General features: G+C 36.6%; 11 protein-coding genes. 3 read left to right on the forward strand and 8 right to left on the reverse strand.

Features of this window, described 5'->3' with window-relative positions; all coding sequences use genetic code 11:
• Window positions 1–21 precede the first annotated feature (21 nt).
• Window positions 22–1,602 (forward strand): sensor histidine kinase, encoded by a 1,581-nt coding sequence (locus AC13DP_RS10435; RefSeq protein WP_347405650.1) that lies wholly within the window; start codon window positions 22–24, stop codon window positions 1,600–1,602.
• 3 nt (window positions 1,603–1,605) lie between these two features.
• The gene (locus AC13DP_RS10440) at window positions 1,606–2,328 is read left to right on the forward strand and encodes a response regulator transcription factor (protein ID WP_013072650.1); all 723 of its coding nucleotides are present in this window, start codon (window positions 1,606–1,608) and stop codon (window positions 2,326–2,328) included.
• Between the two features lie 105 nt (window positions 2,329–2,433).
• Here the strand turns inward: AC13DP_RS10440 and miaA are convergent, their stop codons facing one another.
• The 8 genes from miaA to AC13DP_RS10480 form a co-directional block, all read right to left on the reverse strand.
• Entirely contained in the window at window positions 2,434–3,354 is a 921-nt protein-coding gene (gene miaA, locus AC13DP_RS10445) for a tRNA (adenosine(37)-N6)-dimethylallyltransferase MiaA (protein WP_483067753.1), read from the reverse strand.
• The gene (locus AC13DP_RS10450; RefSeq protein ID WP_272959546.1) at window positions 3,347–4,177 is read right to left on the reverse strand and encodes an ion transporter; all 831 of its coding nucleotides are present in this window, start codon (window positions 4,175–4,177) and stop codon (window positions 3,347–3,349) included. Before AC13DP_RS10450 ends, miaA begins: the two co-directional genes overlap by 8 nt.
• A 6-nt stretch (window positions 4,178–4,183) precedes the next feature.
• Window positions 4,184–6,202, reverse strand: a complete 2,019-nt coding sequence (locus AC13DP_RS10455) for a DUF3857 domain-containing protein (protein ID WP_483067754.1) — start codon at window positions 6,200–6,202, stop codon at window positions 4,184–4,186.
• Window positions 6,195–7,568, reverse strand: a complete 1,374-nt coding sequence (locus AC13DP_RS10460) for an exonuclease domain-containing protein (RefSeq protein ID WP_483067755.1) — start codon at window positions 7,566–7,568, stop codon at window positions 6,195–6,197. Before AC13DP_RS10460 ends, AC13DP_RS10455 begins: the two co-directional genes overlap by 8 nt.
• Window positions 7,569–7,582: 14 nt before the next feature.
• Window positions 7,583–8,242, reverse strand: a complete 660-nt coding sequence (locus tag AC13DP_RS10465) for a YggS family pyridoxal phosphate-dependent enzyme (RefSeq protein WP_013072645.1) — start codon at window positions 8,240–8,242, stop codon at window positions 7,583–7,585.
• An 81-nt stretch (window positions 8,243–8,323) separates the two neighbouring features.
• On the reverse strand, window positions 8,324–9,559 hold the full coding sequence (locus AC13DP_RS10470) for a DUF1015 domain-containing protein (RefSeq protein WP_483067756.1): 1,236 nt from the start codon (window positions 9,557–9,559) through the stop codon (window positions 8,324–8,326).
• 180 nt (window positions 9,560–9,739) lie between these two features.
• Window positions 9,740–10,627, reverse strand: coding sequence for a 3-hydroxybutyryl-CoA dehydrogenase (locus AC13DP_RS10475; protein WP_228250637.1), 888 nt, complete (start codon window positions 10,625–10,627; stop codon window positions 9,740–9,742).
• A 22-nt stretch (window positions 10,628–10,649) separates the two neighbouring features.
• Complete coding sequence (locus AC13DP_RS10480) at window positions 10,650–11,609, reverse strand: Gfo/Idh/MocA family protein (protein ID WP_013072642.1); 960 nt, start codon at window positions 11,607–11,609, stop codon at window positions 10,650–10,652.
• Between the two features lie 243 nt (window positions 11,610–11,852).
• On the opposite strand from AC13DP_RS10480, the gene AC13DP_RS10485 reads away from it, so the two are divergent.
• Window positions 11,853–12,497 carry a protein-L-isoaspartate(D-aspartate) O-methyltransferase gene (locus AC13DP_RS10485; RefSeq protein ID WP_013072640.1) on the forward strand — a complete coding sequence of 215 codons (645 nt, stop codon included), beginning with the start codon at window positions 11,853–11,855 and terminating at the stop codon, window positions 12,495–12,497.
• Window positions 12,498–13,352: the final 855 nt, after the last annotated feature.

Genomic DNA, 13,352 nt, shown 5'->3' on the forward strand with positions numbered 1-13,352 from the left:
TAAAATATTACTTTTGGGAGCATGAATAGGAAGTTGTTTGTACTACTCGTTGTCTTAATGAGTTTGTCCCTTATTGGTATTATTTTCGTACAGGGCTACTGGATTAAAAGTACAGTTGAGGACAGGGAGGAGCAGTTTTCATACAACGCAAAACAGGTTTTAATCGAGGTTTCTGAACAAATTCAGAGTAGTGAGTTTGAGCGTTATATTTTTGAATATGAAGCTCAGTTGCGAAATTCAGAACAAAAGATTGATCGAATAACCCTTACCGAGTATTTGATTGCTACGAGGGATGAATTTAAGAATGAAGACGTTTTTAATTTCGGAACGATACAGGAGGCAGATTATAAAATATCTTCAGACTTTCTTGGTGCCGAAAAACAAAACGATAGCATTCAGATAAAGAAACTTATTAACCGTAAGGTTACCCAAATAGTAAAGGATAAAGGAGAAGATTCTGGTGCTGTGAAATCTGCTTCAGATGTCATGAAAAGGGTGATGCGTTTAGAGGACTATGAAAAGGAAATTTTACGTGATGTGATTTCTGAAGCTGCTGCTAGACAACCATTAAGAAAACGAGTTTCAGAAAAGACGATAGAAAACCTGCTAACAAGGGGCTTAGCAAGTCGTCACCTTAATACTAAATTTGAGTACGCTGTATATAGCAACTCTATAGAAACCGGGGTGCATTCAGAGAATTTTGATGTTTCCCATCCTGCAACTTACGGGGTTCCGCTTTTTGTGGATAGAGAAGGGAATAGTAGCTATCAGCTACTCGTAAATTTTAATGGAAAAAAAGGGGTGGTATTATCTTCGGTAACCTTAATGGCCGTGTTATCGATCGTTTTTACATTAATCATCGTTATTGCCTATTCCAGTGCTTTATCACAGCTAATTAGACAACGGCAGATATCGCAGATAAAGACTGATTTTATCAATAACATGACGCATGAGTTTAAAACTCCTATCGCTACTATAAATCTGGCATTAGATGCGATAAAGAATCCTAAGATAATTTCAGATCAAACCAAAGTTTTTAGGTATCTGCAAATGATTAGGGATGAGAATAAAAGGATGCATGCCCAGGTAGAAAATGTTTTACGGATCTCAAAATTAGAGAAAAATGAGCTCGATTTAAATAAAGAGCGCCTGCAGTTGCATGATATTATTTTGGATGCCATAACTCATGTAGAGTTGATTGTTGAAGATCGCGGAGGATATATTCAAACTCATTTTGGAGCTTTAAAATCTTCAATTTTGGCGAATCAGGATCATTTTACTAATGTTATAGTGAATATTTTAGATAACGCCATAAAATATAGTGAAGAAGAACCAAGGATCGATATCTATACAGAAAATGTTAAGCATTACATTATCGTAAAGATCAGGGATCAGGGGGCGGGAATGACCAGAGGCGTTCAGAAAAAAATATTTGAAAAATTTTATAGAGAACATACCGGTGATATTCATAATGTGAAAGGTCATGGTTTAGGATTGGCTTATGTAAAGCAAATTCTGGACGATCATCACGGACAGATCACCGTAAATAGTGAAAAAGGAAAAGGAAGCACATTTATAATTAAATTACCACTAATATCTTAATATATGGAAACTGAAAACAAGAAAATTTTACTAGTAGAGGACGATCCGAATTTTGGAACGGTACTTAAAGATTACCTTGCAATGAATGAGTACGAGGTAACCCACGCTAAAAACGGAATGGAAGGATTCGAAAAATTTAAAAAAGATGATTACGATCTTTGTATTCTTGATGTGATGATGCCGTACAAAGATGGATTTACCCTGGCGAAAGAAATTCGCGAAAAAAACGAAGAAATTCCAATTATCTTCTTAACGGCCAAAGCTATGAAAGAAGATGTATTAAAAGGCTACAAAGTAGGGGCAGACGATTACCTGAATAAGCCTTTTGATAGCGAAGTTTTGCTTATGAAAATTAAGGCTATTATGCAGCGCAAAGCTACTGATAGCGTAGCCGATAGTAAGCAATTTGAGTTTGAAATTGGTAATTTCCATCTGAATTCTAAACTTAGATTTTTAACTTTTGGAGACGAGGAACCTCAAAAATTATCTCCTAAAGAAAACGAATTGTTGCGTTTACTAGCCTTACATGAAAATGATCTAATGCCTAGAGAATTGGCCTTAACCAAAATCTGGAGAGATGATAACTACTTTACTTCCAGAAGTATGGACGTGTATATCGCCAAGTTACGTAAATACCTTAAAAAGGATGAAAACGTGGAGATTTTAAACATTCATGGGGAAGGATTTAGACTTGTTGTAAAAAACAAAGAAGAGGAAAAAGCATAATCAATCAAAAACGAAAAATAACAATTTCAGTTTCAAAGGAAGGAATATTCTGTTCTAATAGAGCAGGATATTCCATTACCTTTACTGAAAAGTATAGAAGTTCTGCTACTTATTTAAAGCATTTATTTCTTCGGAAAGAAACATCATAATCTGTTCTGGTTTGGTGGTATAGTCAAACCAATGGATATTATTATTTTTTCTGAACCAGGTTAATTGCCTTTTTGCGAATCGGCGTGTGTTTTTTTTGATCTCTGAGATGGCGAACTCCAGTTCGATTTCTTGATCAAAATATCTGAAAAGTTCCTTATACCCTACAGTGTTCAGTGCATTTAGCTGTCTTTTAGGATAAAGCTGTTTAGCTTCAGCTAATAATCCTTCCTGCATCATTAGATCTACTCTTAGATTGATGCGGTCATAGATCTTCTGGCGATCTGCCGTAAGGCCAATTTCTATGATATCGAAATTGCGCTGTTGCTTTTTCTTATTTAGAAAAGACGAAAACTTTTTACCTGTTCCTATACAAATTTCTAGTGCCCTAATTACCCGGTGAGGGTTTTCAATATCAGCTTTTTCGTAATATTCAGGATCTAATTTTTTTAACTGTTCCTGTAAGCTTTGCAAACCGTTTTGTGCCAGGGATTCATTTAGGTGTTCCCTTATTTGCGGATCGATTTCAGGAAAATCGTCCAGACCTTCAAGAATACTTTTTACATACATTCCACTACCGCCTATCATCACCACTATCTCATGTTTTTTAAAGAGCTCACTGATTTTTGCTGTGGCTTCTTTTTCGAAATCGCCTACAGAGTATTGGTCTTCTATAGAGATATGCTGAATAAAATGATGTTTTGCCGCCGCTAGTTCTTCAGGGGAAGGAACAGCAGTGCCAATGCTCATTTCCTTAAAAAATTGCCGTGAATCTGCAGAAATTATTTCGGTATTGAAATAATTGGCAATATGGACTCCCAGTGCTGTTTTACCAATTGCAGTAGGCCCTACAACACTTATTAATACGTTGTTATTCATTTAATTTATTTCCGCAGTTATGGCAAAATTCGGCTTTAGATAAATGTTTTCCTTCATTACAATGAGGGCAAACCTGGGTGTTATCTGCGATACTTTTGTCTGTAGCCCTGCTGTATTCTGCACCTACAATTCCCGTAGGTACGGCGATGATTCCGTATCCAACAATCATAAGCAACGAAGCTAATAACCGGCCAAGTGGGGTAATGGGGGCAATATCGCCAAAGCCTACCGTGGTGAGCGTTACAATACACCAGTAGATGCTTATAGGAATATTATCAAAACCGCCACCTTTTCCTTCAATAAGGTGCATAAGGGTACCGGTGATAATACAGATAATAAAAACAGCAAATAAGAAAACAAGAATTTTTGCTTTACTATTTTTTAGGGCAATAACCAGTTTATTAGATTCCCCAACATAGCGTGTAATTTTTAGGACTCTAAATACCCGAAGTAGCCGTAGCGCCCTTATTGCAAAAAATAGATTTTTGCCACCGATAAAAAAACCAAGATAACTAGGTAGGGTGGAAAGTAAATCAACGATCCCGTAAAAACTAAAAATATAACTTTTAGGCCTTTTGATGACCAGAATTCTGGCAATGTACTCTATTGTAAAAAAGATAGTAATACACCATTCTGCAATAAAAAACTCCCAGTAATATTCGGCATGAACATGGGTGATACTTTCTAACATCACCAGTACGACACTAAAAACAATAAGAACCAGAAGTACAATATCAAATAGTTTTCCCATAGGAGTATCGGCTTCGTAAATAATCTCGTAAAGCCGCTTTTTCCATGCAGGTCTGTCATCTGTTATTTTCAAGACTTATTAATTTTCTGCTAAGTTATCTTTTTTTTCTTTTAGAACAATTACAGACTGTTTTTGGATCTTGACAAGCTGATCTATAAATTCTTTTAGGTAAGGATAATAACCCGAAGCATACATCGCTTCAGAAAAAATAACATGTAGTCGAATATATAGATGATGGTCATCTGCCTGTTGCGCGATAAACTGAATTTTACCGGAAGCATTTGGTAACCCAATAATCTGTTGTTCAGGAATTTCTACTATTTCGTAATTATCCGGAGTTTTGACCAGAATATTAGCACTGTATACGTCTTTGTATCCAAAATCGATAGGATATTTTCTTTCTTCCAGTTTAAAGGGATTCTCTTTCCAGAACAAAAATGTAAAAGGATTTAGGTAGATCCTGTCATTAATTTTTTGAGAAATATTTTTTATCTCATAATTGACCAAAAGCTCTTTATCCATATTCTTTTCGTTCTGGTAATCCAGATGGATAAGCTCGTAGGAATCACGAATGTTATTAAGAGCCTGTAAAATGGCTTCATCTTCAGATGATTTCTCGATTTTTCTACGCGCATTAGAGGCGTGATATCCGCCAAAAATCTGCTGGGATTTTAAAGTAGACGTGCCATCTTCGTGTACTATAAGACTATCGCGATAAGTTATTTTCGATAAACCTTCTGGAATAATATCGATCCAGCTGCTTTCATTATCAAAATCCAGCTTTCTCCCATATTGATTTAAAGCCCTAAAGGGAAGTTGACCAAACTCAACAAATTCGTCTGTAGCATCTAACATATACTCTTTACCATCAACTTCTAATAACACAAACAGGTAATTAAAATCTGAAAGTACCGGAACTATTTTCTTTGGAAATCCACGATTACGGGTCGCACTAATAATAGGAAAAACCTGATAGCCTTCATTAATATAAAAGTTATGAAGCAGTACATTCACCGACGAAACATTACCGGTATGATCTTTTAAAAGATCCTTAAGGTTCATTTTATCAAAAATTCCGTATTCGCCATTCCATTTATAATGATCTCTAACGAAATTATAGATATCCTTCGCCTTTTCTAGATTATTATCTTTACCTGCAATTTCAGCGGGTAATAATTCTTTTACGAGTCGGTCTTTTTTTAACTGCCTTCCAATGCCTTTATCCGTTCTAAACTCGCGATCTACGTCTTTCCATTCCTTAGTATATTTGCGTACCGTACCATTGAGCATGGTAATTTGTTTTAACTCATATGTTATTCTGGAAATGTAATTATATTTAGAGGTAAGGTAGTCTTCTTCTATAAATGCAGGGACTTGTTTCATAGCGTAAACAGTGGTAATACAATCACCGGCGTTTTGTGATTGGCCACCATAAAAACAGTTTTTCTTAATATCTGCATCGTTTTGATCTAATTCCAGTTCTCCCATCTTTACGATGTTATACTCATAATTAGCCGGGATCTCAGTTTCGTAACGGCTATACACTTTAGGAATATCTTCCTGAAACCACCAGGTATGAAAATTAAAAAGATAGGGTGTTTCCAGCCTATAGGAATACACCAAAACGGCACCGGGTTGTAAATCTGGAAAGGTAAATTTTATATAGTCATACTTTTCGTCTTCTTCTTTAAAGATTTTACTTTCAGATAGTGTTTTGTATCGAATGGTAGATCCTTCCAAATAATACGTGGTAGCTTTAAGGTCATGAATTCTTTCTGTACCGTTGCTTCCTTTATAAAGCGGGATGGTAATATTTGCCTCGTTATACCCTTCTTTGTTTAAAATCTTAATTTTAGCCTCGTAATTCGTGAAAAGGTGGTACTCCCGGCCATCTTCGATCTCACTAAAACCACTTTCATATATATAAAAAGCGTTAGCCGTGGTGTCTGGTAAATACGTATTGGCGTAAAGTTCATCTTTAGTCACCCTGGTATTTGACACATTAAAGTTTTGTTGATTGAATGACTCATCTTTCTCCTGAGCGAAAATGCTGCTACTTAAAATAAGTAATAATAGCGGTAGTAAAAATTTATTCATTTGATGAAAATTGAATGATTTTAAGCTTCTTATTTTTTCTTAAGTAGCTTTGAATGATATGTTGGGCATCTCTATCATTCGTCATGGGGGTGATGATAGATCTTATAATGTCTAACTTATTGATTTGATGATTTAGATTATAATATCCCACTCCTTTAAATTTACCAGCTTCAATGAGCAACGCACTTTTTTCATCTACATCACGACCGCGATCTATCACCAGCATATTTTGATTGATGTACGAATATTTTTCAATTAACTGCATTACTCTTGTATTATAATCCTCAGTACTTTCCTGACCTATACAAGCGCCATGACAACTTTTTATCGTATAATTAAAACAACTACCTGAGCCGATATGTTCACCTGAAATTCTTGCGCAAAGCTCGTATTCTTCGATCCACCGGGCTAAGCTGTTTTTCGCCGAGCGTAAACTACTAAAGGTTGTGATACAGTTTTTTGTTGCTCGTGCTTTACTAATTTTAAGGTTAATATAGCCGTCTTTATCGGTATAATGATAAAGACCATGAGTAAATATATGCTTTTTTAGCGCCCTGTTATATTTGGGCTTATTATTTTTTATTTCCTGATTTTCCCGTAGCAGGGCGATAAGTTCGTTTCCGGTAGATTCGTAGGAAACCGAAGCAACTTCTTTTTGCATTTCCCGGGCCCTGGCGTGATCGTTGGTAAAATGCTGATTGATTCGTTTTTTAATATTCTTGCTTTTACCAATATAAATAATCTCTCCATCCTCATCATGTAAATAGTAAATACCGGTAATTGCCGGTAGATCATCCAGAATATACACTAATTTACTATCTAATTGTCTTTTGGGTTCCTGCCTAACGTTATCCTTTAAAATGTCTTTTTTGGTATCTTTTGCCAACAGCATTTTAAAAAGCTTTACCGTGGCTTGTGCATCCCCATTGGCCCGATGGCGATCACTTAACGGAATTCCCAAAGCTCTTACCAGTTTACCTAAACTGTAAGATGGCATATCAGGGATTAATTTTTTAGAAAGTTCTACCGTACACAATGATTTTCGTTGAAATTCAAAACCAAGACGTTTAAATTCGGTTCTTAAAATACGGTAATCAAATTTAGCATTATGGGCAACGATAATACAATCTGTTGTAATCTCTACAATGCGTTTGGCGACCTCGTAAAATTTGGGGGCGTTGCGCAGCATTTCGTTGTTAATCCCGGTAAGGCCAACCACAAAGGGTTGTATAGGACGTTCTGGGTTAATAAGGCTTATAAACTGATCTACGACTTTCTCTCCGTCAAATTTATAGATAGCAATTTCGGTAATTCCTTCCTCATTATACTTTCCGCCAGTAGTTTCTATGTCTAAAATTGCGTACAAAAATTGTCCTCTGTTTAATTGTAATTACGAGCTCCAAAAATCGAGCTTCCGATTCTTACCATGGTGCTTCCGTGCTTTACGGCAATTTTATAATCACCGCTCATTCCCATAGAAAGCTCTTTAATTGCCGGATATTTTACCCTGAAATCTTTAAAAACCGAATGCAGGTAATCAAATTCTTCAGCAACTTTTTCATCATTATCGGTATGGGTAGCCATCCCCATTAATCCCACTACTGCTACATTTTCAAAAGTCTTATAGGTCTCTGATTGTAAAATCTCTTCAGCCTCACCGGCAGAAATCCCAAACTTGGAATCTTCTTCAGCTATTTTTATTTGTAGCAGGCATCTAATTACCCGATCGTGTTTTTTAGCCTGTTTATTTATTTCTTTTAAGAGCTTTAAGCTGTCTACTGCATGAATCAGGCCAACATAAGGTGCCATGTATTTTACCTTATTTCGTTGAACATGCCCCACCATATGCCATTCGATATCCTTAGGTAAAGCTTCCCATTTATCAGTCATTTCCTGGATCTTATTTTCTCCGAAAATGCGCTGTCCTACTTCGTAAGCTTCCATAAGATCCTCATTTGGCTTGGTTTTGCTTATCGCCACAAGATCTACGGTATCAGGAAGTTGATCCCTGTATTTTTTGATGTTTTCAGCAATATTCATTCTGCATTATTTCTTTTTAAGTAGCGTATCCTTTAACCACTGCAAGATAATAATTAATAGAATTAAATAAAGTTTTACTGCTTAAAACTCGTAAATGGTAAGTCCGCTTCTTAATTTAGGTTCAATATAGGTGCTTTTTGGGGGCATGGTTAGGCCTTCGTCTGCAATTTGTTTTATTTCTGAAATGCTTACCGGCATCATTCCAAATCCTACGGCAAACTCGCCGCTATCTACCAGTTTTTTCATTTCCAGAATATCTTTTTTTCCAGGGATGTAACTAATGCGCTTGTCTTTACGTAAATCTTTAATACCTAAAATTGGTGCTAAAACACGTTCATATAAAATCTGGCTATCCAATCGGCTAAGCGTATTGGTAAAATGCATACTTGTTTTTCGTAAAAACAGCGAATAAAATTCACCGTCCAAATACATTTTAAACTGGTGTTTCTGTTCTGGCGTATAAGCATCCAGCTTTCGATTTTCGATCCTAAAGTGTTCATCGAGCCTGATTAAAAAATCTTCCTTCGAAAATCCGTTAAGATCGGTGATTAAACGGCGAAATTGATAGATTTTTAAATGCTCTTCAGGAATAAAATAGCTTAGAAAATGATTGTAGGACTCTTTTCCGGTATGATTTTCATTATTTTCAGCCGATTCTTTAGATAATAAAAAAGAGGAGGCGCAGCGATGATGGCCATCGGCAATGTAGATACTATTCATCTTTGCAAAGAACTGTTGAATTTGCGCAATTTCAGCCTCATTTTCTACTTTCCATAAATAATGCGTTTCCCGTTGCCGCGTAGCAAATTCATATTCGGGATTCCGCAGCATTATTTTTTCTAAGATTTGCTGAATTTCAGGCTTATTTTCATAAGTGAGTAACACCGGTTCGGTATTAAAACCAACTGTTTTTACGTATTCTTTAAATAGCTCTTCCCGGCTGGCAATGGTTTCTTCGTGTTTACGAATAATATCATTTTTATAATCTTCAGTACTGGCAGCGGCAATTATTCCGCAGCAGTATAAATCACGGGTTTCCATTTTATAGACGTAAAAACACGGTTTTTCGTCCTGAATAAAGGTGTCTTCCTCTTTAAATTCCATATACCGGTTTTTGATCAGTTGAAACTTCTGGGTTCCGGAAATCGTATGCTGAAATTTATAGGCCGGATTAAGAATATGAAGAAATGAATAGGGATTATAATCCAGGCGCGCCCGCATTTCAGCCTCGTTGTATTCGCCATAGGGACGGGAAGCTACAAGTCCCGCTCGTGCTCGCTGTGGGCGTACCGCTTTAAATGGAGTTATTTTTACCAATTCTTCTGGGGTTTTTAGTCAATTTTTGCTGTCATTTCAAATAGAGCGAAGCGGAATAGAGAAAGCTTAGCTCCAGTTAATATTAGATTTTTCAGCTATATTTCTCCCAATAGCAATCGGGACGCTTAAAATGACATTGTATTTATATCCAGGACGTCTGAAAAAAAATCAGAATCAATATTATACAAACTGCGCTGAAACTTTTTCAGCTTTTTTATTTTCAGAATAGTCATAAAATCCTTCTCCGGATTTTACTCCCATTTTGCCGGCCTGCACCATATTTACCAGTAATGGGCACGGCGCGTATTTGGGATTTTTGAATCCGTTATACATCACCTCTAAAATCGAAAGGCATACATCTAAACCAATAAAATCGGCTAACTGCAAAGGGCCCATAGGATGTGCCATTCCCAGTTTCATCACCGTATCGATTTCGTAAACACCGGCAACACCATTGTAAAGTGTTTCGATGGCCTCGTTGATCATCGGCATTAGAATTCGGTTTGCTACAAAACCGGGATAGTCATTTACTTCAACCGGAACTTTATTTAGTTTTTCAGAAAGCTTCATGATGCTTTCTGTCACATCATCAGAAGTATTATATCCTCTAATAATTTCAACCAATTTCATGATTGGCACCGGATTCATAAAATGCATTCCAATTACACGCTCCTGATTTTTTACTACGGAAGCAATTTTTGTGATCGAAATCGAAGAGGTGTTCGAAGCCAAAATCACATTTTCGTCGCAAATATCATTTAACTGACTAAAGATCTTTAGCTTTAAATTTTCATTTTCGGTAGCGGCTTCAACCACAAGATCAACACCTTTAACTCCCGAAGGGATATCGATAAACCCTGAAATGTTGTCTAAAGTGTGTTGCTTATCTTTCTCAGAAATCTTCTCTTTAGCTAGCATACGATCCAGGTTTTTGGTAATCGTATCCACTCCTTTTTGAAGATTTTCTTTAGAAATATCAATTAAGTTTACTTGAAATCCAAATTGGGCAAAAGTATGGGCAATTCCGTTTCCCATTGTTCCTGCTCCAATAACAGCAATTGTTTTCATACTATATTCCGTTTTGTGTGGTTTAAAAATTAGCGATCACCTCTTTGGCGATCTTAAGCGCTTTTGCGCCCTGTTCTAAAGTCACGATCGGGGTAGTATCGTTGGTTATCGCATCGGCAAAAGTTTCAAGCTCATCCAGGATGGCATTATTTGGGGAAACCGATGGATTATCGTAATAAATTTGTTTTTTTATGCCTTCAGCATTTTGCAAGATCATGGCAAATTCATCGGGTTGTGCCGGCGCGTCTTTCATTTTTACCACCTCGCATTTTTTCTCCAGGAAATCGACAGATATATACGCATCTCTCTGGAAAAATCTTGATTTACGCATGTTTTTCATCGAAATTCGGCTTGCGGTGAGATTGGCAACGCATCCGTTTTCAAATTCGATACGAGCATTCGCAATATCTGGGGTATCACTTATTACCGAAACCCCACTGGCATTAATGCTTTTTACTTCAGATTTTACAACACTTAAAATAGCATCGATATCATGAATCATCAAATCCAGGACTACCGGCACATCGGTACCGCGAGGATTAAATTCCGCCAGGCGATGCGCTTCAATAAACATCGGGTTTTCGATACGATCTACCACCGATCTGAATGCCGGATTAAAACGTTCTACATGGCCCACCTGTCCTTTTACACCATTCTCTGCTGCCATTTTTATAAGCACTTCGGCTTCTTCAAAAGTATTGGTGATCGGTTTTTCGATAAACAGGTGTTTTTTTGCCGAAATCACCTTTTTGGCCACATCAAAATGCGCAAGCGTAGGGGTAACCACGTCTACCACCTCTACATCGGCAATGAGTTGGTCCAGATCATTGTAAGCCGTATACCCAAATTCGGCCGCAACTTTTTCTGAATTTTCCTTATCAGCATCGTAAAAGCCAACAAGGTTATATTTTGAAGATTGATTGAGTAATTTTAAATGGATTTTACCCAGGTGACCGGCACCCAGTACCCCAACTTTAAGCATAAGCTTCGATTTTTTACAAAAATACTATTTTGATTGTAAACAGATTATATTTTTATCTTAATATCATGCCCGGTTTTGCTTGGAGCAATGGGTTTTGTTTCCCTATTTTTGTTCGGTAATTGGGATTTAAAACCTGTTTTTTGGATTAAGAATACTGGCATTTAAAAGTGAAATTTCAGAAATAAATACGTAGCTTCTTAAGCCTTATTCGATTACATAAATATTTAAAAAAACTGCTGGAAATTGTATAAAGATACTTTTCGACATAAAGGAAAAAGACAACAACTGGTTGAGGTCATTATCAAAAAAGGAATACAGGATCGCAGGGTTTTACATGCGATAGGTAAAATTCCGCGTCATCTTTTTATGGACAGTAGTTTTGAAGATCATGCCTACCAGGATAAAGCGTTTCCTATTGCAGCCGATCAAACTATCTCTCAGCCATATACCGTGGCTTTTCAGAGTGAACTTTTAGAAATTAAAGAAGGGGAAAACGTCCTTGAAATAGGGACGGGTAGCGGATATCAAACCGCGGTTTTATGTGAGCTTGGCGCAAGGGTATATAGCATCGAACGCCAAAGGGAGTTATATAAAAAAACAAAAGCATTTTTAAACAAAATCGGCTATCGTCCTAAACATCTTAGTTTTGGTGATGGCTATAAAGGTTTACCTGCGTACGCTCCTTTCGATAAGATTATTGTTACTGCCGGTGCGCCTTTTGTACCAAAAGATTTGTTGGGCCAGTTAAAAGTAGGAGGCAGGTTAGTGATTCCCGTGGGGGAAGATGTGCAGATTATGACGCTCTTTGTGCGAAAATCTCCAACCGAATTCGATAAAACCGAGTTTGGAGAATTTCGTTTTGTACCTCTTTTGGAAGATAAGAATTAGTTTACGGTTTAGAGTGAGAAAGTTGGAAAGTAGAAAAGTTTAAAGTTCAAAAGTTTAAAAGTTCCAAGTTAGAAAGTTCAAGGTTTAAAGGATGTTGTATCGAGTAGTCTGTTATCAATATACATTATACAGTTTATGGCCTACAGCATACAGTCATTCAAAATTAATATTCCTGTTTCAATTCCGCTGTCATTTCGAGCGCAATGAAATGAAGCCGAGAAATCTCAATCAACAATTTAAGTTAGAGAATTAGAAAGTTCAAGGTTTAAGAGTTGTTCTATAGAGAAGTCTGTTTTCATTATCCAGTTTACCACTATGGCTTCGATACGATTGCTCCTTCGTTGCAATCACTCAGCCGTCGCTAAATACTTCAAGGTTCAAAAAGTTGTTCTAGCGAGTAGTCCATTTTCAATATACATTATACAGTTTACGGCATACGGCATACAGCATACAGTCATTCAAAATTCAACATTTAGAATTCAAAATTAATAGCCCTGCTTCAGTTCTGCTGTCATTTCGAGCGCAATAAAATGAAGCCGAGAAATCACAATCAACAATTTAAGATAGAGAATTAGAAAGTTGAAGGATTAAAAGTTGTTCTATAGACAAGTCCATTTTCATTATACATTATACTGTTTAACGCATACAACCTACACTCATTCAAAATTGAACATTTAGAATTCAAAATTAATAGCGCTGCTTCAATTCTGCTGTCATTTCGAGCGCAATGAAATGAAGCCGAGAAATCTCAATCAAATAAAAGGTTTCTCCAGTTTACCACTATGGCTTCGGTACGATTGCTCCTTCGTTGCAATCACTCAGCCGTCGCTAAATACTTCAGGGTTCAAAATTTGA

The organism is Zunongwangia sp. L-65 (genome assembly GCF_056859415.1).